Source organism: Comamonas koreensis (assembly GCF_021026195.1).
Taxonomy (GTDB): Bacteria; Pseudomonadota; Gammaproteobacteria; order Burkholderiales; family Burkholderiaceae_C; genus Comamonas; species Comamonas koreensis.
In genome coordinates this window covers 190,326-210,345 of record NZ_JAJNCT010000025.1, presented here as the reverse complement: position 1 = coordinate 210,345, position 20,020 = coordinate 190,326, and the positions used below count along the sequence as shown (strand labels likewise).

Here is a 20,020-nt window from a genome sequence, read left to right as displayed (position 1 = left end):
CTACCACGATTGTTTACGCTAAGAAATAATAGCATAGCGCCTTCGCGGTTTGCAAAGCAAGCGCCCTGTTTTTTGCAGCAGCTGTTGAGAATTTACAACAACCATCTGCATTTCACACCGCCCACCTTTCTTGGCGATGGGCTCAGGGCTCCAGATAGAGTCGCCACTGACCGTCTTCGAGCAACCAAGTTTGCTTCGAATACATATCAATGGTACCCAGATTTTTGCCTATCAGCGGCGGTTTGACCTTCAAATCGACACCGACCTCACACTTTTCCGCATCGCACTTGACATCATGGATCGCTGCTGATTGCGCAAAGGTGCCTGGGAAGGCCTTTTGGTATTGCTCCAGCGTGCGTGCCTTCTGATACGCGGCATTGGTCAGGGCATAGGCGGCGGCGTGATCGCCCTTGATACGCGCGTTGTTGAAGTCCAGCGCATTCTTGGCAACGGTCTCTTCAGGGGTCGCAGGCTGGATGCTGGCGCAGGCGACCATTGAGATGGCAACTGCGATTGCAAACAAAGCTTTCGAAGGTTTAACGAGCAAGTGAGAGGTCATTTTCAATATCTTTACAACAGATTGGTTCTTTACTGGGCCTGCACCGGCTGCACAGGTGCGACACGGGACACGGGGGCCGGCGCATTGTTGGCGCGCATCAGCAGATCGTCATCGTTCAAGCCGCGCAGACGGTCACGCAGCTCTTCACTGACTTCGCGCACATCCACATCGGTGCGTACGACACGAGGTGTCATGACCAGCAGAAGTTCCGTACGCCTCGAATCTCTTGTCGTGGTGCTGAAGGCCTTGCCGATGATCGGGATATCTTTCAATAAAGGAATGCCCGAATCAGTATCTTCATTCCGATCCCTGATCAAACCACCCATAACAATTGATTCACCTGACCGTACCGCCAGCTTGCTGGTCAGTTGACGGTTGGAGAACTTGGTCTGTTGCGACGCAGTATCTAGGCCAGCGCTGTCGATCACCGACTGGTCAATCTGGAGACTGACCATATTTCCAGAGTTCACGGAAGGTGTGACATTCAGGATCACACCCGTGTCTTTGAGCTGGTAGTTGTCTGACAAAAAGCTGGTCGATGTTATGGTACTGCTGACCTTTACCGGAATTTGCTCACCCACCGAAATCGAGGCGGGGTGGTTGTCCATCACCATCACCGAGGGGCTGGACAGCATCTTCACCTGAGTCTTACCCGCCACGGCACTCAACCGGGCGGCGATATCGCCACCGCCGCTGAACAGCGAGTAGGTAAAGTTACCGGCATTGGCAGCAGGGACGGCGGAACCTGTGGCGCCCAAGCGGCCAAGGCTACCGGTACCCGAGTAGTCGCGGCCTCCGATACCAGTATTGCGGAACAACCATTCCACACCATACTCCAGATTGTCATTGAGTGTCACCTCAATAATGCTGGCTTCAATCAGCACCTGGATAGGCGCCACATCCAGGCGCTTGAGCGATGCCTCAATCTTGCGGAACTGCGAACCGGTGGACCATACCAGAATGGTGTTGTTGAACTCGTCTGCCACCACACGGATGTCGCCAATCGCAGTGGCGGTGATGGTCGGCGTACCAGCTTGCTGCTGGGCGGTGCCGGTATTGCCAAAACGGTTGGCGTTATTGTTGCCAAACCCCGAGGAGAAACCAGAGGTGCTGCCAAAACTGTTGAAGCCACCGCCAAAGCGGTTGTTGTTATTGTTGTTGACGCCATTCAGCCCCGGAGCCACACCCGAGGTCATATTTCCGCCAGCCCCTTGCTGACCACCAAAGATGCCGTTGAGCACCTGCGCCAGGTATTTGGCATTGCCGTTCTGCACGCGGTACACATAGAGTTCAGGCTCGCTGCCACCGTAGCCGGGGACATCCAGGCGGCGAATCCAACGTTCTGCTTCATCCAGGTAGGAGGCGCGGGGCGTGATCACCATCAGTGCATTGAGGCGCGGGATGGGCAATACACGGAGTGCACCAAACAAAGGATTGGAATCACCCAGCGAGGTCAGCAGCGCGGCCGCCGCTGCCGCGTTGCCGCTGAGCTGGTTGTTGCCGCTACCGCTGGCAGCAGCACCCGTTGCCTGACCGGGCCGGCGTTGCGCGGCAGCGCTCGCGCCGCCTGCCGAAATACCAGCAGACCCTGCCGCGCCCTGACCTTGGGCAGCCTGGCCACCGCCGCCATTGACCATTTGCAATGCAGCGCTGACTTCTTCAATGGATGCATGCTTCAGTGGATAGATACCTACCGACATGCCCTTGAGCAGGTCCACGTCAAAGGTCTTGACCATCTCCATCCAGCCTTCGGACTGGGTGCGCGTGCCTTGCATGATCAGCACATTGCGTACGGTATCCACCTTGATCAGCGCTTCTGCCGGGATGATGGGCTTGAGGATGTTGGACATCTCGGTCGCGCCAATGTATTGCAGCGGCACGACGATCACACCATAGCCCGGCGCCATGCTGCCGGGGGCACCGGCCAGGCGCACGTTGCCGACAAGACTGCGCAGCACTTCGGGCTTGCCGACCTGGTAAGTGCCACGCGCATCGCGCACCATGGCCAGGCCATTGGCCTGCAAGGCTGCTTCCAGCAGGAAGACTGCCTTGTCCGGGTCAATCGGCTTGGGCGTCGTCAAGGTGACGGTGCCCTGCAGCGGCGGGTGCATCACATAGTCGATCTTCAGAATATCGCCCATCACTGTGCGGACCACCTCGGCGACCGGCGCTTCCTCAAAACGGAAGCTGACCGGCGCGCCACCGGTGACCGGCGCAGACGGGTCAATGTTCAGCAGCTTGTCCGTACCGCGAATCACCCGCGGTTCGGTCGACCCCTCTTCCTCGTCACTACCCACCTTGGGTGTGATCAGGATGTTTGGCGCTTGGATGACCGGGGCAGAGCCGTTGGCTTGCACAGCCGGGACAGAGGGCTGCGGCGCCGCGGTTTGTGCATGGAGCGGCATCAGCGTGCCCATCTGGCCCAATGCAACTACCAGCGCCGTCTTGAAAAATACGGGAGACTTCATGGTTCTAACCCTAGGATCTATCTATTTATAGAGATTGCCACGCTCAAGGGCGCTGGGCAGCGGTGCCGCCTATGCTCGCACGGCGACGGGGTGTTGGGGTATCGGAGCCCGCAGGAGGCTGTCCAATTTGAGGTGGCATTGCCCTTTGCGGCACACCGGGCTCAGCAGCGGGGGTGTAGCCCTGTTGCAGCTTGCCCTTTTGCAAGGCAATTTCCTTGGTTAGACCGTCACGGGTGAAATACACGCGGTTATCTGCTACTGAGCTCAAGGTCCAACCATCCAGCGTGCCTCGCAGCGGCAACGACTTATCCTTGCCCTGGAAGTGAATGATGATGCCTCCACTCTTGCCATCCTCGCCAATGTAGACACCAGTGAGTACTGCATCGGCCAGATAATCTGGAGGCGGAGGCGGTGCATCCGCAACAGCGGCAGGGGGCGGAGGTGGTGGGCGCCGGGTAGACGAGAACAGGGGCCGATCCAGCATAGCCAGAAATTGACTGTGGTCCATAGCCTGAGCCTTTCCCAAACGGGGAACGATATTGTCCAGATTGGATTTTTGCCCTCTGGGCATCGTCCAATGAACATTCTTCAGCCCACCACTGGGTGAAAACCACATCCAGGCCAGCAGCAACGCCAGCACAACGTTGGCTGCCACCAAAATGACACTTATATAGCGCTTCATGGACGCTCCCTCAACACGCTCAAGGTCATCTGGAGTGTCAACCGAGGCGCCACCTTCTCATTCATCACCTGCAAGGTTCCCTGGTTTCTTACTTCCACATCGGCCAGCAACATGACTGGCAACTGCTCGTTCAAGACAGCCAATGCGCTGTCGACAGCCAGCAAATCTCCTTCTGCGCGCACGGACAGCGGAATGCGGTCAAAACCTTTCTCCTCTTTGGCCGGCAGCACCTGGCTGCTGACCACAGTCAACCCTGCGGTAGTCAACAGGCTACGCACTTTCTGCTGCACTGCGTTTCCGGTTTGGGCCACATCCTGGCTGCTGGGGTAAATATATTCAGCTCTGATCTGCAGAGCACGCTCGAGCGACTGGTCAATCTCCTCGCGCTGCAGATCAAGCCCCCGCAGCCGTGCATAGCGGGGTTCAAGCTCCGACAGGCGTGCCTGCGCCCAGAGGTGTTTGCTAACGACATAGCTGCCAAGCGCCACCAACGGCAGCAGCACCAGCAAGACAGTGGCCACCAAGATCAGCAGCTCTTTACGATTAGGACGATTCGCGATCATGGCTTTGCCCCTCCTGATTCAGCGGAGGGAGGAGGAGATGGAGGTCTGCTGCCACCCAGGCTCGGACCCGACTTGGTGCCGCCCAGGGACGGGCCTGGCTTGCCGCCGCCCACGCTCGCCTTAGGCGCCGCCGCAAAAGGTGCCCCTGGGCTCGCTCCCGAAGGCGTGGTAGCGGGCACTGCAGGTGCTGCGCCCTGAACAGCCGATTCCGCAACAGCAGGCGGTGCGGACTCCGGCTTGGCGCCACTCTCTGCCTCGATGACACTCTTGGGGCCAAATACCTTGGCATCCAAACCCAACTCGATGGTGAAATTCTCTTTATTGCCGCCGCCGATACGGGTGGCGGCGCTGGGCGCGCGCACATCCTTGACACCATCTTGGTTACTCAGCTTCTGCATCAAGGCAGAAGCATTTTCTGTCAAGCCGGAAATCGTCACCTTGCTGCCCTGGATACGTGCCGATTGCAAGGCCGTGTCATCGGGCAGCACATTGGTCAACATGCTGAGCACCTGAACGCCATCAATGCGCTCTGACAACAGCTCTGAAAGACCTGCGACCTTATCGGCGCTCTGGATCAGGGTTTCGCGCTTGGCCACCACATCGGCAGTCTTGGCAGCTATTCCTTCGTAGGCATGCACTGCCTCAATGGCGCGCAACCGCAGCTGTGCCGTGGGCGTGGCGGCAATCGCAGCGAGCAGCAGCGCGGCGAGAGCAACACCACCCACATTCCACCAGAGGCGCTTGCGGCCCAGCGCATAACGGGCTTGCTCGCCAAATCCCTGGAACACCACCGGCCTGCGCTCAGGCGCAAAAACCCAGACTTCAGGCTGCTCCAGCGACTCCGCCTTGGACCCGCCTTTCAGTGTTTGCAGATGCAGCTGCTGGGCCACCTGCGCTTGCAGATAGGGCTCGGTCTGCGCTCTGGAAGCCAGGACCACGAGCAATTTAACCGCCTTGCTGCTGCGGCTCAGCTCGGTATAGCCCCAGAGCAGGTCGTCTGCAGCAAAAGGGCTGATCGCCTGCACTTCCAGCTCGGCAGCGCTGGCGCAATCCTGAGGATCGAGGGCGGGCAGAGCCACCGTCTTGCGCAGCACCATGTGCTCGGGCAGTTCCACCGCCCAGAACGCAGGCTCGCGCCCGGGCTTGGCGACGGGCTCACCGCTTTCCCACACCACGGCAGGCGTGCCTTCGGCAGGCACCAGGCGCAGCATTTGCGCGGGCCGAAGCCAAGACAGTGGCGGCCACTGCGGCGCCCTGCGCCAGGTTTTTAAAACATCGGCCTTGAGCTGGTTCAGATCCAGCCCGAAAAAGCGCGATTCAGTTGAAATTGCCATAAGGGTTCTTTGCTTCGATCAGGATGCTGGCTTCAGCATCTGGCGCGCTTCAAACGTGTACCAGGGCAGGCCGTCCCGCGTTCTGGCTCCAAAGTACACACTGCGATCTACGAGAAAAATACGTCCGTCCGCCATCGGGACCTGGGCCGTTATCCGGTAACGGCGCTGCGCCCCACCAGGGCGCGCCAAGTTGGCATCCAAGCCAGTGGTGTCCAGCCCTGGTTGACCACGCGATGCGGCGATTCGAGCTGCGATGCCCTCATCTCCGTTAGCCAGCACCCGCAGCACATCCGGAGGCGACGCCAACGGATTCACCGTAGCGCCTCCCGAGCCGGAGGTCGCCGCCGTGATCAAGGGCGCGAGTCTAGCATAGAGGTCGTAATCGATTCCGGGCACCTGCATCAGGTCTTCTATCGCCTCAAAGCGCTCAGGCCGGCGCCCATCCAGCGAAGCGCGTTCCCGGCGATCAAGCACCGCCACGGCGAGCTCCTGGGCTGCGCCTTCCGGCAGTCCACCCCCGACGCTCATCAGCGCCGTGAGCAGAGGCAGTGATGCGCCATTGATATTGATCAGACCGTTGAGCGGCATCACACTGACCGCTACTTGCGTGCCTTGGTAATTGACCGAGGTCTCAGTGATCTCCTGCAGGATCGTGCGGTCTGCTGCCAGCTGCTGCAGCACCATCACGACGGCCGCATCACCCACGGCCTGCGCGGTCACCTTGTCCTTGGCGACACCAATCATCTTGGCTTCCTGGCGCACCACGCCGCTGACGCCCGTCACCATCAGGCTGAGCGCAGCGACCAGCCACAGCACGGCAATCAAGGCCATCCCCCGCTGCTCTTGCAGCGCAGTACCGCGGGAGTAAAAGTGGACACGCGTCATCCGGCGCCTCCCAGGCTCGCACCACCACCGCCTCGGGGATCGCCGGCAGGCATCACGCGCAGTTGCACCACCACCGGCGCCAGCACCGAGGTCTCGGTGGTCATCACCACCTGCACCGCCTGCGGCAAACGGTCAACCGCAGCCCAGTCGCTTCCCCACTGAGGTGGATCCATCGCACCATCCAGGTACTGAAAAGACAAACCCGTCGCATGCATCAGCAGTGGATAGGTCTGCGCCGCGCCCCAGTCGGGCAGCGTCTGTGTATCGATCCATGGCAGGTAGCTCAAGATGACGGCAGGCGCGCCCTCGTAGCTGCCCATGGTCAGCCGGAAATGGTAACGGCCACCCACGCCATAACGTGCAGGCATTACACCCACCCAGGTCATCGATTGGCCCGCACCTTCAAAGAAAAATGTCGAGGGCGCGGCACTGAGCATGCCCTGTTGCTGCAGGCCCTGCACCCGTTTGGCGGAAATGCGGCCCAGGACGGCACGTAGAAAATCGGTGCTGGCGCGCGACTCGTCCATGCGTTCGAGCCGGCTGTCGATGCTGGTCTCCGTGCGGCCCATGGTGCCCATCGCGCCAGCCAGACCCAGTACGATCAGCGACAGCAAGGACATGGCGACCAGCATCTCCACCAACGTGAAGCCGGAAGCCAGGAGACGCTGGCCAGGATGGCCGCGCTGGGGGAGAAGTGTAGAAATGCGGCTCATCCTGCAGGCACCACATTCTCTGCCGGATCAGGTGGGCGGCGCTGTGCCCGCAAAGTAGTGAGCTCGAACACGCGAGGGCGGTCGCCCTCGGCCCAGTTCACACTGATGTGCACCTCATGCAGTACGGGGATGTTCGGACTTTCATCCACGCCAGTCTTGAACGGTGCGCTTTGCACACTCCAGTGGTAACCATTACTGTCGCCTGACTCGTTCCAGCCGCTTTCATAGACGGAATCGCGCGAATCCATGATGGACTGCGCCAGCTGCACCGCATATTGGTAGCGGTCCAGATCACCGACGCTGCGCGCGTTGCTGCCGGTGGCGCGGTAGATCATGCCCAGCGAGATCGCCATGATGGACAGCGCCACCAGAATCTCCAGCAAGGTCATACCTTGCTGCCGACGGGGGCGTTGGGACAGAGACGACAGCGCCCTCATTGGAACAAGGGCTCCTGGGTGACCCGGCCCGATAGCCAGTCCACCCGCAGCCGCGTGCCGGCGCCGTTCTTGCGCAGAATTTCCACACTGCCGCCGGTAGAGCCGCCGGAGGCCAGGAACACGATCGAGGCGGAGCTGTTGGGCACAAACTCCCGATCCGCCACCGTGGCACGCAGATCAACCGTCTCGGGAATGTCCTTCTCGGAGCCCGTGAAGCCATAGTGCCGGGTCTGCAGATCCACGGTAAAGCGCACCGGCTCCCCTTGCGACACGGCAATGTAGCGGGCGGAGCGCAGCTGGCTGATCATCGTGCGCACAGTGTCGCGGTACTGGACCCCGTCCTTGAGCCGGTCATAGGCGACCGGCGCCATTGCCACCACCAAGGCCATGATGGCAAACACCACCATCAGCTCGATCAAGGTAAAGCCTTGATGGGCTGCTGGGCGCTTCGTGGCGCGCGGGTGTCGGCTCAGCCATGGCAAGGCAGTCGGCACGGGAATTCCTGTTCAGATCGTAAGAGCAGCGCAAGCCAGATTACTGTGCGTTGCGCACGTCGGCGGCTTCGCCTTCGCCACCAGGCTGGCCATCGGCACCCAAAGACAGGATATCGACCCGGCCACCGTTGTAGCTGTAGCGGTAAGGGTTGTTCCAGGGGTCATTGGGCACGCCACCCGACAGATACGGGCCGTTCCAGCCGCGCACATTGCCCGGCTGCTTGGCCAGTGCTTCAAGACCTTCTTCGGTGGTCGGGTAGCGGCCGGTGTCGAGCTTGAAAATATCCAGCGCCTTTTGCAGGTCAGCAATCTGCACGCCTGCGGTCTTGGACTTGGCGCCGCCCAACTGGCTCAGCACCTTGGGGCCGACCAAACCGGCCAGCAAGGTCAGGATGGCCAGCACCACCAGCAGTTCGATCAAGGTAAAACCACGGCTCTTGCGTGGCGACTTTTGGGTGAATAAGGCCTTCATGGCGGGCTCTCCTTGCAGTATTAAAAATTAAGCAGCCAGATCGTTGACGGACAGAATGCCCATCAAGATAGAAACAATGATGGAGGCAATCATGATGCCCAGCACCAGAATCAACACTGGCTCGATCATGGTCAGGGCGCGTTTGATGCCGGTTTCCACCTCGCGGTTCAAAATATTCGACAACTCCAGCATCATCGATCCCAGGCGCCCGGTCTCTTCACCGACGCGCACCAGGTTCACCGCCAGCGGCTCGAACACCGTCGTGGTGTTCATCGCCTGCACCATCTTTCCGCCTTCCTTGACGATGGGTGGAATCTTGGCCAGCTCCGCCTGGATCAGGCGGTTGCTGACCGTATCGGTCGCAATATGCAGTGCCGTCAGCAACGGCACACCATTGCCCAGCAAGGTGCCCAGCGAGCGCGAATACAAGGTCAGCTGGTACTTGAGCGCCAGGCGCCCCAGAATCGGCATGCGCAGCAACACACCCTGCCACCACAACCGGCCCTTGGGCGAACGCAACCAGCTGCGCATCACATAAACCACGGCGGCACCACCGAGCAACACCACCCAGCCGTTCTTGCGGAACACCTGGCCCATGGTCATCACGATCTTGGTCGGCGTGGGCAGGGCATCACCCATGTCGGTGAACAGTTTCTCGAACTGCGGCACCACAAAGCCCAGCATCGCGATCAGCGACAGAATCGCGACCGCCACCAGAATCATCGGGTAGATGGTGGCCGAGACCACGCTTTCCTTGAGCGCGCGCTGGCGCTCCAGATGCTCCACCAAGCGCTGCAACACGGCTGACATCTGGCCGCTGGCCTCGCCCGAGCGCACCATGTTGATGTAGAAATCGCCAAACAGCTCCTGGTGCACCATCAGCGCCTTGGACAGCGGCACCCCGCCCTTGACGGCTTCGAGCACGCCGGTCAGCAGCTCGCGCATGCTGTCCTTGAAGGCCATGTCGATCAGCACGCGCAGCGCGTTGTCCAGCGCCAGACCGGCCTTGAGCATGATCGACAGCTCCGATGTCATCGCCAGCACATCGGCTGCCTTGGCGGGGCCCTTTTGCGACTTGGGTGCCTTGGCCTTGCCAATGGCACTGGCAGCAGCCGGCTTGGCGCCTGCAGCCTTGGCGCTGGCCGGCATCAGCGCGGCAGCATCTGCCGCATCCACAATGCGCACCGGCGTGAGCTTTTGCGCGCGCAGGTGCTTTTGCACCGCCGCCGCATTGGGCGCTTGGAAAGTGCCGCGAACCTGCTCGCCCGCAGCGTTGATCGCGTGCCAGGCAAAATCAGCCATCGATCTGGTCCTGGGTGACGCGGGCGACTTCGTCCAACGTGGTCATGCCGGCGGCCACCTTGCGCAGGCCATCCTCGTGCAGACTCAGCATGCCGGATTTGGCCGCCAGGTTGAACAGCTCGTTCGAATCCTTGCCCGCATTGATGGCATTGCGCATCGGCTCATCGAGCACGAAAAGCTCATGGATGCCGGTACGGCCCTTGTAGCCAGTCTGGCGGCAGGCGTTGCAGCCCACCGCACGGTAGATGGGCTGGCCCACCTCGCTGAAGCGTGCCAGGCCGGAGCGCTTGCGCACCTCCTCGCCAGGCTCATACGCCTCCTTGCAGTTGCCGCACAAGGTACGCACCAGACGTTGGGCCAGCACCCCGTTGACCGAGGAGGTGATCAGGTAGCTCTCCACCCCCATATCCTGCATACGGGTGATGGCACCGGCGGCGGTGTTGGTGTGCAGGGTCGATAGCACCAAGTGACCCGTCAGCGCGGACTGCACCGCGATCTGCGCAGTTTCGCCATCGCGCATTTCACCAATCATGATGATGTCCGGATCCTGGCGCAGGATGGAGCGCAGCGCGTTGGCAAAGGTCAGGTTGATCTGGGCATGCACCTGGATCTGGTTGATCCCTTCGAGCTGGTACTCGACCGGGTCTTCCACCGTGATGATCTTGTTCTCGAGCGCGTCAATCTTGGACAGCGCTGCATACAGGGTCGTGGTCTTGCCCGAACCCGTGGGCCCGGTCACCAGCAAAATACCGTGTGGGCGGGCCAACAGGTCGTTGAACTTGGACAGCGTGTCCTTGGCAAAGCCCATGGTTTCGAGCTGCAGCCGCACGCTGGCGCGATCCAGCACACGCATCACGATGCTCTCGCCATGCACGGTGGGCACGGTGGAGACACGCAGGTCGAGCTCGCGACCCTTGACGCGGGTCTTGATGCGGCCGTCCTGCGGCAGGCGGCGCTCGGCAATATCCAGATGCGCCATCAGCTTGACGCGTGAGCCCACGGCCGCCGACAGGCGCGGCGGCACCAGCTCACCGGGGTGGATCACGCCGTCGACGCGGTAGCGCACATGCAGGCCATCGTCAAAAGGCTCCAGGTGGATATCTGAGGCGCGCAGATCGGTCACCTTGCCAATGATGCTGTTGACCAGACGGATCACCGGCGCCTCGCTGGCCAGGTCCTTCAGATGCTCGACAAAATCGCCCACATCGGAGCCATCGCCAAACATGTCATCGCCGTCGTCTTCTTCGGCTTCGGGCTCAGGCTCCTGCAGCGCTTTTTCAATATCGGCCTGCAGCGCCAGGTGCGGGCGAATCTGCAGCCCGGTCGACATCTGCAGGGCCTTGATGACAAACGGATCCTGGGGCGAAGCCATCGCCACATCCAGCACACCATCTTGCAGCTGCAGCGGGAAGACATGCTGCGACTGCTGGAACTCGGGCATCAGGCCCGGCACGCTGATCGCCTCAGCCGGGAAATCCGTACCCAAGGTAAAAGGAATCTGCAGCTGGGTGGCCAAGGTGTGCATCAGGTCCAGCTCGGAGACCAAACCCAGCTGCACCAGCACCTGACCGATGAGGCTGCCCATCTCCTGCTGCGCCTGCAGCGCACGCTCCAGGTCGCGCGGCGACAGCTTGCCGCCCTGCACCAGCATCTCACCCAGCAAAGGGCGGCGCCCGGACTCAATAGCCAGGGCTGCGTCGCTGAAATCGTCAATAGTGCTGGTGCTCATGCGTCTATGGTCTCAAAAGCCTAAGGCAGGCGTAGTGTTCATCCCCTTAGCCTTTAGGGCACCCAGTGTAGGCGTCAGGCATGGGAGACAAATGGGAGGAAAAGCAAACTCAGGCAAAAACCTCGGCCTCGGCAAAAGCTTTGCCCTGCTGGTCCTTGGCCGACAGTTGCGGCTCCAGACCATTCAACTGCCAGTCAATCGACAACTGTGCATCATTCCAGATAATGCAGCGTTCGTGGGCCGGCGCGTAGTAATCTGTTGTTTTGTATAGAAACTCGGCGGTATCACTGACCACTACAAATCCATGTGCAAAACCGGGCGGCACCCACAGTTGGCGCTGGTTGTCTTCGCTCAGCTCGACGGCCACCCAGTGGCCGAAAGTCGCCGAGCTTTTGCGGATATCGACCGCCACATCAATCACCCGGCCTTGCACCACCCGCACCAGCTTACCCTGCGCCTGCTCCAGCTGGTAATGCAGGCCACGCAATACCCCCCGGCTGCTCTTGCTATGGTTGTCCTGCACAAAGTCATAGTGCTGCCCCACTGCGGCATCAAAAGCCCGCTGGTTGAAGCTTTCGTAGAAAAAGCCGCGCGCGTCGCCAAACACCTTGGGCTCGATGATCTTGACACCGGGCAGGGCCGTATCGATGGCTTGCATGGCCTTACTCCTTGGGTTCCTGCAGCAGGCGCTGCAGGTACTGGCCGTAGCCGTTCTTGGCCAAAGGCTTGGCCAATGCAGCCAGTTGTTCGTCGCCGATATAACCGCTGCGCCAGGCGATCTCTTCGGGGCAGGCAATCTTCAGGCCCTGGCGGCTTTCCAGGGTGGCAATGAACTGCCCCGCATCCAGCAGGCTGTCATGCGTGCCGGTATCCAGCCAGGCATAGCCCCGGCCCATGATCTCCACGCTCAGCTGACCTTTTTCCAGGTACAGGCGGTTCAGATCGGTGATCTCCAGCTCGCCGCGCGGCGATGGCTTGAGGCTCTTGGCCAGTTCCACCACCTGGCTGTCGTAGAAATACAGGCCGGTCACTGCATAGTTGCTCTTGGGCTTGGCTGGCTTTTCTTCCAGCGACAGCACTTTGCCCTGCTTGTCAAAGTCGGCCACGCCATAGCGCTCGGGGTCGGTCACATGGTAGGCAAAGACGCTGGCACCCGTATCGCGCTGCATCGCGCTGGCCAGCAGCTTGTGGAAATCATGGCCATAGAAGATGTTGTCGCCCAGCACCAGCGCACTCGGTGCACCGGCCAGGAAGTCCTCGCCAATCAAAAAGGCCTGCGCCAGCCCATCGGGGCTGGGCTGCACCGCGTATTCCAGGTGGATGCCCCACTGGCTGCCATCGCCCAGCAGCTGCTCGAAGCGCGGCGTGTCCTGCGGCGTGCTGATGATCAGGATCTCCTTGATCCCCGCCAGCATCAAGGTGGTCAGCGGGTAGTAGATCATCGGCTTGTCGTACACCGGCAGCAGCTGCTTGCTGACTGCCAGGGTGGCCGGGTGCAGGCGGGTGCCGGAGCCGCCCGCCAAAATGATGCCTTTGCGTGCTTGCACTGTCATGTTCAGAGAATCTCCTGCAGCATGCGTTGCACGCCGGTCTGCCAATCAGGCAAATCCAGCGCAAAGCGCTGCTGCAATTTATCGGTGTTCAAACGGGAATTGTGGGGGCGGCGCGCTGGTGTGGGGAAGGCCGAGGTGTCGACCGCCTGCACTTCCTGCGCGGTCAAATTCAGCGCCGGGTTGATCTTGCGCGCCGTCTCCAGCACAAAGCGGGCATAGCGGTTCCAGGTGGTTTCACCGCCCGCCACCAGGTGGTAGATGCCGCTCAGGTCGTCACCCGATGCCAGGGCGGTGCGCAGCGCATGCGCGGTCACATCGGCGATCAGGTCGGCACCGGTGGGCGCCCCCCACTGGTCGTCGATGACAGCCAGCTTGTCGCGCTCCTGCGCCAGGCGCAGCATGGTCTTGGCAAAGTTGCCGCCACGCGCTGCATACACCCAGCTGGTGCGAAAGATCAGATGCTTCACGCCGCTGGCGGCGATCTGTTGCTCGCCTTCGAGCTTGGTCTGGCCGTAGACCGACAGCGGGCCGGTGGCCTGGTCCTCTTGCCAGGGCTGGTCGCCACCGCCATCGAAGACATAGTCGGTGCTGTAATGCACCAGCCAGGCGCCCAGCGCCTGGGCCTCGCGCGCCAGCACGCCCACCGCCTCGGCATTGATGGTACGGGCGGCCTCGGACTCGCTCTCGGCCTTGTCCACAGCGGTATAGGCAGCCGCGTTGACGATCACATCGGGCGCCAGCGCCCGCACGGTCTCGGCCAGTGCCCCGGGGCGCAGCAGGTCACCGCAGTGCGGATCGCTGACGCGGTCCAGCGCCACCACTTCGCCCAGTGGCAGCAGGCTGCGTTGCAGTTCCCAACCGACCTGGCCGTTCTTGCCCAACAACAGTATTTTCATCGCATCGTCCTGTAAGGCGCCCGGCACGCAGTTGCCCGGTACGCCTCCGTCCCGCCGTCAGGCGTACTGTTTGCTGACCCAGTCCTTGTAGTCACCCGACTGCACCTGGGCCACCCAGTCCTGGTGGTCCAGGTACCACTGCACGGTCTTGCGGATGCCGCTGTCAAAGGTTTCTGCCGGCTTCCAGCCCAGCTCCTTCTCCAGCTTGCGTGCATCGATCGCATAGCGGCGGTCATGGCCGGGGCGGTCCTTCACATAGCTGATCTGCTCGGCATAGGACTGGCCATCGGCGCGTGGGCGTTGCGCGTCGAGCAGGCTGCAGACATGCTTGACGATCTCGATATTGGGCATCTCGTTCCAGCCGCCCACGTTGTAGGTCTCGCCCAGACGGCCCGCTTCCAGCACACGGCGGATGGCGCTGCAGTGGTCCTTGACATAAAGCCAGTCACGGATCTGCATGCCGTCGCCATACACCGGCAGGTTTTTGCCCGCCAGCGCGTTGACGATCATCAGCGGGATCAGCTTCTCGGGGAAGTGGTAGGGGCCGTAGTTGTTCGAGCAGTTGGTGGTCAGCACCGGCAGGCCATAGGTGTGGAACCAGGCACGCACCAGGTGGTCGCTAGCCGCCTTGCTGGCGCTGTAGGGGCTGTTGGGCTCGAAGTTATGGGTTTCTGTGAAGGCCGGGTCGTCCTTCTCCAGGCTGCCGTAGACCTCATCGGTCGATACGTGCAGAAAGCGGAAACCGGTCTTGCGCTCGCCTTCCAGGCCACTCCAGTAGGCACGTGCGGCCTCCAGCAGGCGCAGGGTACCCACCACATTGGTCTGGATGAAATCCTCGGGGCCATGGATCGAGCGGTCCACATGGCTCTCGGCCGCAAAGTGCACGATGGCACGCGGCTGGTGCTCGGCCAGCAGGCGGTCGAGCAGTGCGCGGTCACCGATATCGCCATGGACAAAATGGTGGCGGCTGTCGCCCTGCAGGCTGGCCAAGTTATGCAGATTGCCCGCGTAGGTCAGCTTGTCGAGATTGACCACCGGCTCATCAGAACCCGCCAGCCAGTCCAACACAAAATTCGAGCCGATAAAGCCGGCGCCTCCGGTGACGAGAATCATGGTCAGTACAGGTAGTTCAACAAATAACCGTCCATTATCGCATTGCCCTTCCGCCGCACCGCCGGGCCTTGGCCAATCCGGGGACTATCGCTGTAACGGCATGTGGATAAGTGTCAGGCTTTCGAACCAAAACGGCTGTGGGCGATATGCAGCAGGCCGTCAAAGATCAGGTTTTCGACCAGCTCGAAAGGCCGCGTCATGCTTGGCATCATTTTCCAGCCCGCACCGCCTGTCATGACGCAGGCGGGCTCCTGCCCGCAGTGGGCAATCACATGCTGCACCATGCGCTCGACCGCACCGGCAATCGCATAGGTGCCGCCGCTGGTCAGCGCATCGCTGGTGTTGGTGGGAAAAGGCCGTACCTCTCCCGTCGGCACATGCAGACCGGCGGTGCCCGATTCCAGTGCCTTGAGCATGATGCCGTGGCCCGGCAGGATCAAGCCCCCCAGAAACTTGCCATCGGCATCAATGGCTTCGACAGTGACCGCCGTGCCCACCATGACCACGACCACCGGGCGCTGGCGCCCCTGGGCCAGCACATGGTGCCAGGCGCCCACCATGGCCACCCAGCGGTCCGTGCCCAGGCGGCTGGGGTGGTCGTAGCCATTGGTCAGGCCCGCCTCGGCGTTGGAGGACACCACCCAGTTGGGTGCCAGATCCCAGATGTCCATCTGCGCCTGCACGCGGCGGCGCACCACATCGCCCGCCACCACGCAGCCGAGCATGTGTTGCGGCTCCGGCAGCTCGGCCCAGCTGCCCTCAGCCAGGCGCTCGATGTTGTCCAAAAACTCCACCCCATGGGCCAGCACAGCGGCGCCAGGTTGTGCTGCGTCATACATCGCCCACTTGAGGCGCGTGTTCCCTACGTCGATGGCCAGAAAATGCATGGGCGGCATTATCGGCCTTTTTGTCCGCCCGCCTTGTTGCAGGTGCAACAACCTGAGGTTCAAGAGTCATCCCGGCGCCACTGTGAATTATTTTCAAGCGACATCGTCTGACTTCATCGCGTTCCCAAACCCCTATATATTGGGCAGTTCCTGTAACCAACCCTCTAGGAGTCACCATGGGACTGTTCAGTTTTATCAAGGAAGCCGGTGAAAAATTGTTTGGCGGCAAAGAAGCGGCAGCTGCCACCGCCAGCGCACCACAAGACCTGAACGCGGCGGCAGGTGCGGCCATCGAAAAATACATTGGCACGCAGAACCTGGGCGTGTCCGATGTGAAGGTGGCCTTTGATGCCGGCAAGGTCACCGTCACCGGTGTGGCCCCCACCCAAGCCGCCAAGGAAAAAGTCACGCTGTGCTGCGGCAATGTCTCCAGCGTCAGCGACGTTGATAACCAGATGAGCGTCACCAATCCCGAGCCCGAAGCCAAGTACTACGATGTGGTCTCGGGCGACACGCTGTCGGGTATCTCCAAGAAGATGTACGGTGATGCCAACAAGTACATGACCATCTTCGAAGCCAACAAGCCGATGCTGAGCGATCCCAACAAGATCTACCCCGGCCAGAAGCTGCGCATTCCTGCGCTGTAATCCCGGCCCAGCCCTGCATCGAAAATCCCGCACACGGCTCGGCCGGTGCGGGATTTTTTCCATCCGGGCTTGGGGCTTAACGGCTTTGTGCCTGCTTGAAACGATCCACCAGCTGCCGCAAATCCTGCTCCGCCTTGTAGATGACGGCCAGGTATTCGTGGTTGTTGATGCCCCAGAGCGAGGAATCCATATCGGTGGTATGGGCCACCAGGAAAGGCAAGGTGGTGACGACCCGCATCTGCGCGCGGCCCTGCAGGTAGCTGTCGATGGTGTTGGTGTGCGGGTCGCGGATGGAGGAATCCCACTGCGACAACGCCTCCAGCGCGGGCTGGGCGTAGATGTTGTGCACCATGCTGGTCATGCGGTCCAGCACCACAAAGGTTTCGCCGTTCTGCTCCAGCACCTCCAGCACCTGGGTGCCTGGGTGGATCTTGGCAATCAGGCCGGCAAAGATGTCCCACTCGCCCTCATGTGCGGCCAGCCAGCCATCCACCCGAGCGCGGCGCTGGGCATAGTCGGGTGGCATCTCGACATCGTCTTCCATGATCTCCAGCTGCGTCGCACCGGTCTGTAAGGCCTTGCGCGCCAGGTACTGGTAGCTCATCGCACAGCCCAGCCAGCCCGGGCTGTAGCGCACGCCATCAAACACGCTCACCTCCCTCTGCAGACCCGGCAAGGTCTGCTCGACGAAATGCGCACGGCGGCGCACCGTCTCGGGCATGCTCAACACCATGCAGCTGCCTGGCAGTGGTTGCGCCACTGTCAGGGCCTCCCACTGTGCTGTATCTATGCGGCCCAGCGCATACAGCGCGCGCAGCACCATGAACTCAAACTGCTGGCCGCTGCGGGCGATCTCGTCTGCCAGCCCTTGTTGCACCTGCGCAGGCGCCTGCGCTTGCTGCTGCAGCATCTCCTGCACCGCCTGCACCATGGCCTGGGCATCGCCCACTGGCGTCACCCTCAGTGCAGGGTTGTTCAGCAAGGCGCTGTGCTGGTGGATATCGGCACTGCTTTCAGTGACCACCGGTGTACCCAGGCTCAGGCATTCGTACACCCGGGTGGTTTCCAGCAAGGCGCCTTCGTAGTAGTGGATATTGACGACCACACGCGCCTGGCGCACGGCCTGTCGCAAGGCATCGCCAAACAGATTGCCTTCGATGCGCACCGAGAACTGGCGCTGCAAAGCCTGCAGCATCTCCTGCCGGCGCGGCGCATTCACATCGCCGTAGAACAGCACATCGCAGCTGGGTTCCAGCGCCGGCAATGCCGGCTCACCGCATTCCTGCAACAGCTGCGAGTAACCCGCCACCCCGCCAATCGGCACCAGAAAGGTATGCGGGTAACGAATGCCCTTGGTCTCCAAAAAGGCCAGGTTGGCCGGCGCATAGTCCCAGGCGGACAGCGAATTCTCCAAGATGGCCAGGTAGTCGTCGGTGAACCAGCGCGGGCTGACGCTTTGCTCCATCTGGAACACGATGCGCTTTTCGCCCGGCGGCAGTTGCTTGAACATCTGTGGGCAGACCACGATGTACATGTCGAGCCCAAAGCCTTCGGGCGGCACATCCTGGAACAGGCTCACCTCGAAGCCCGCCTTGCGCAGCGCCTGGGCCAGCGCATGCGCGACAAACTGCGTGTGGGCCGTTGCCAAAATGCCGTAATGGCGGTTGCTGCCGGGCAGCAACGCTACCGCCGGCATTGGCGTGCCACTTGCCTGCCGCATCCTGCGGCGCAGCGCGTGGCGCACCTTGCGTACACCGGCTGGTTCATAAGGCGCCAGCTTTTGCTTGATCCTGAAAACCGCCCTCTTGCCTTTGCGCAGCAAATCAGTGATGCGCCACAGCGGCGACAACTGGCGTGCCAGCGCCTGCATCTGCTGGGTCTGCTGCTCGATCTGCCACTGTTTTTGGGCCACATCCTGCTGCAGGGCCAGCAGCTTGATGTCTTGCTGCTGCTGGCGCGCCGTCAGCCACTGGGCCTGCGCCTGGGCTTGCTCCAGCGCATTCTGGCTGTGCTGGGCCTGGGCCTGGGAGCCCTCCAAATGCGCACGCAGCTGCTCGCGCTCCAGCTCCAGGCTGCGGATATCGCCATCGAGCTTTTCAATCCAGCTGTGGCGCTGCTGGCCCGCCGCCTCCAGCGACTGTATCTGCTGCTGCTGGTTACCCAGCGCATGCTGCAGCGCCATCATCTCGGCCTTGGCCTCCAGCCGTGCTCCCAGCGCGGCAAACACCCGGCAGACATCACGTTGGAAGGCCGCATCACTGCGGTCACACAGCCGGCGCAGCAACGCAGGCTGCTGCGCGCCCACCAGCAGTACGCCCAGGCCATTGCTGTGCGGAAAGTGCAGGCTCGGGTAACGCCCCTCTAGCTCCGCCCAGAGCTGGTGCACGCCAAAGTCATCACGGTGCACATTGCTGTCGTGGAACAACACCACACCGCGCTCGCTCAGCTTGGGCAGCCAGGTCTCGAAATCATGGCGCACCGCCTCGTAGGTATGCAGGCCATCAATATGCAGCACATCGACACTGCCATCGGCAAAGCTGGGCAAGGCTTCGTCAAAACGCATGCGCATCAAGGTCGAGAACTGGGTGTAGTGCGGGTCATGGGCCTGGCGCAGGCTGGCATAAATGCCCTCGCCGTAGGCGCCGGCATGCGCATCACCCTCCCAGGTGTCGACCGCATAGGTGCGCGTCAACAAGCCTTGCTGGACAATCGCCTGGCAAAAAGCCAGGTAGGAGATGCCCGAATAAGCCCCAAGCTCTACCAAGCTGTGCGGCTGCGCCACCGCCATCAGCCAGGCGGCAAACGGGATATGCCCCGCCCAGGGCGCAGGGTGGGTCAGATGGTAGGGTTCCATCAAGGCGGCGGGGTGCAGCCAGTCATAGTCGGCGCGTGCCTGCCCTTGGAGGTCTGTCATACGGTTCATGGGGAAGAGATTTCCTGTTGCGCCTGTCCGGCCTGCAGCACGATGGACCGCATCGGAATGCCAAGCAGACCGGTGGCCATGTTCGTGGACTCGGACTTGAAGTGCAGCGCATCCTGGATCCAGTGCTGCTGCACATGGTCGTGCTGCGAGCCATCGGCCAGCGCGACGTCGATCGCGTAATGGCCCACCGGCATGCGGGGCATGTCAAAACTGAACTCGGCCTGCAGGACCTGGCCGCTGGCACAGGCCACGGGCTGGCCCAGATAGCTCAAATAGCTGTTGTCACCAAACACGGCCTGGCCGGTGCGGTCCTTGACCACAAAGCCGACGATGGGGGACTGCAGCGGCTGGTGGCACTGCGCC

20 protein-coding genes are annotated in these 20,020 nt (G+C 61.5%); 1 reads left to right on the top strand and 19 read right to left on the bottom strand.

Annotated features, from left to right (window positions below):
* Positions 1-142: 142 nt before the first annotated feature.
* The 17 genes from LPW39_RS18905 to LPW39_RS18825 form a co-directional block, all read right to left on the bottom strand.
* Positions 143-559: a hypothetical protein gene (locus LPW39_RS18905; RefSeq protein ID WP_230778673.1), complete on the bottom strand. Its 417-nt coding sequence runs from the start codon at positions 557-559 to the stop codon at positions 143-145.
* A 29-nt stretch (positions 560-588) separates the two neighbouring features.
* Positions 589-3,027: a type II secretion system secretin GspD gene (gspD, locus tag LPW39_RS18900; protein WP_230778669.1), complete on the bottom strand. Its 2,439-nt coding sequence runs from the start codon at positions 3,025-3,027 to the stop codon at positions 589-591.
* Positions 3,028-3,070: 43 nt separating this feature from the next.
* Complete coding sequence (locus LPW39_RS18895) at positions 3,071-3,709, bottom strand: hypothetical protein (protein WP_230778668.1); 639 nt, start codon at positions 3,707-3,709, stop codon at positions 3,071-3,073.
* Positions 3,706-4,272 carry a type II secretion system protein GspM gene (gene gspM, locus LPW39_RS18890; RefSeq protein ID WP_230778666.1) on the bottom strand — a complete coding sequence of 189 codons (567 nt, stop codon included), beginning with the start codon at positions 4,270-4,272 and terminating at the stop codon, positions 3,706-3,708. Before gspM ends, LPW39_RS18895 begins: the two co-directional genes overlap by 4 nt.
* Positions 4,269-5,606, bottom strand: a complete 1,338-nt coding sequence (locus LPW39_RS18885; protein ID WP_230778665.1) for a PilN domain-containing protein — start codon at positions 5,604-5,606, stop codon at positions 4,269-4,271. The genes gspM and LPW39_RS18885 overlap by 4 nt, the downstream gene beginning before the upstream one ends.
* 18 nt (positions 5,607-5,624) lie before the next feature.
* Positions 5,625-6,437, bottom strand: coding sequence for a type II secretion system minor pseudopilin (locus LPW39_RS18880; RefSeq protein WP_230778664.1), 813 nt, complete (start codon positions 6,435-6,437; stop codon positions 5,625-5,627).
* A 50-nt stretch (positions 6,438-6,487) separates the two neighbouring features.
* Entirely contained in the window at positions 6,488-7,204 is a 717-nt protein-coding gene (locus LPW39_RS18875) for a prepilin-type N-terminal cleavage/methylation domain-containing protein (RefSeq protein ID WP_230778663.1), read from the bottom strand.
* The gene (locus LPW39_RS18870; RefSeq protein ID WP_269075880.1) at positions 7,201-7,641 is read right to left on the bottom strand and encodes a type IV pilus modification PilV family protein; all 441 of its coding nucleotides are present in this window, start codon (positions 7,639-7,641) and stop codon (positions 7,201-7,203) included. Before LPW39_RS18870 ends, LPW39_RS18875 begins: the two co-directional genes overlap by 4 nt.
* The gene (locus tag LPW39_RS18865) at positions 7,638-8,135 is read right to left on the bottom strand and encodes a GspH/FimT family pseudopilin (RefSeq protein ID WP_230778661.1); all 498 of its coding nucleotides are present in this window, start codon (positions 8,133-8,135) and stop codon (positions 7,638-7,640) included. Before LPW39_RS18865 ends, LPW39_RS18870 begins: the two co-directional genes overlap by 4 nt.
* Before the next feature lie 40 nt (positions 8,136-8,175).
* Positions 8,176-8,607, bottom strand: coding sequence for a type II secretion system major pseudopilin GspG (gspG, locus tag LPW39_RS18860; protein WP_230778660.1), 432 nt, complete (start codon positions 8,605-8,607; stop codon positions 8,176-8,178).
* Between the two features lie 27 nt (positions 8,608-8,634).
* Positions 8,635-9,909, bottom strand: a complete 1,275-nt coding sequence (locus tag LPW39_RS18855; protein ID WP_230778658.1) for a type II secretion system F family protein — start codon at positions 9,907-9,909, stop codon at positions 8,635-8,637.
* A complete protein-coding gene (gene gspE, locus LPW39_RS18850; protein WP_230778656.1) occupies positions 9,902-11,638 on the bottom strand; it encodes a type II secretion system ATPase GspE in 1,737 nt (578 codons plus the stop codon). Before gspE ends, LPW39_RS18855 begins: the two co-directional genes overlap by 8 nt.
* Before the next feature lie 109 nt (positions 11,639-11,747).
* Positions 11,748-12,296 (bottom strand): dTDP-4-dehydrorhamnose 3,5-epimerase, encoded by a 549-nt coding sequence (rfbC, locus tag LPW39_RS18845; RefSeq protein ID WP_230778655.1) that lies wholly within the window; start codon positions 12,294-12,296, stop codon positions 11,748-11,750.
* Positions 12,297-12,300: 4 nt separating this feature from the next.
* Complete coding sequence (gene rfbA / locus LPW39_RS18840) at positions 12,301-13,191, bottom strand: glucose-1-phosphate thymidylyltransferase RfbA (RefSeq protein WP_230778651.1); 891 nt, start codon at positions 13,189-13,191, stop codon at positions 12,301-12,303.
* 2 nt (positions 13,192-13,193) lie between these two features.
* Positions 13,194-14,087, bottom strand: coding sequence for a dTDP-4-dehydrorhamnose reductase (rfbD, locus tag LPW39_RS18835; protein WP_230778649.1), 894 nt, complete (start codon positions 14,085-14,087; stop codon positions 13,194-13,196).
* Positions 14,088-14,144: 57 nt separating this feature from the next.
* Positions 14,145-15,200 carry a dTDP-glucose 4,6-dehydratase gene (gene rfbB / locus LPW39_RS18830; protein WP_230778647.1) on the bottom strand — a complete coding sequence of 352 codons (1,056 nt, stop codon included), beginning with the start codon at positions 15,198-15,200 and terminating at the stop codon, positions 14,145-14,147.
* A gap of 113 nt (positions 15,201-15,313) precedes the next feature.
* Positions 15,314-16,087, bottom strand: a complete 774-nt coding sequence (locus LPW39_RS18825; protein WP_230778761.1) for a type III pantothenate kinase — start codon at positions 16,085-16,087, stop codon at positions 15,314-15,316.
* A gap of 176 nt (positions 16,088-16,263) precedes the next feature.
* Between LPW39_RS18825 and lysM the strand changes: the two genes are divergently transcribed.
* Positions 16,264-16,734: a peptidoglycan-binding protein LysM gene (gene lysM / locus LPW39_RS18820; RefSeq protein WP_230778646.1), complete on the top strand. Its 471-nt coding sequence runs from the start codon at positions 16,264-16,266 to the stop codon at positions 16,732-16,734.
* Positions 16,735-16,810: 76 nt separating this feature from the next.
* Here the strand turns inward: lysM and LPW39_RS18815 are convergent, their stop codons facing one another.
* Both LPW39_RS18815 and LPW39_RS18810 read right to left on the bottom strand, forming a co-directional pair.
* Complete coding sequence (locus LPW39_RS18815; protein WP_230778645.1) at positions 16,811-19,657, bottom strand: class I SAM-dependent methyltransferase; 2,847 nt, start codon at positions 19,655-19,657, stop codon at positions 16,811-16,813.
* Positions 19,654-20,020, bottom strand: a 367-nt coding sequence (locus LPW39_RS18810) for a Wzt carbohydrate-binding domain-containing protein (RefSeq protein ID WP_230778644.1), incomplete at its 5' end; no start/stop codon positions are given. The genes LPW39_RS18810 and LPW39_RS18815, both read right to left, overlap by 4 nt.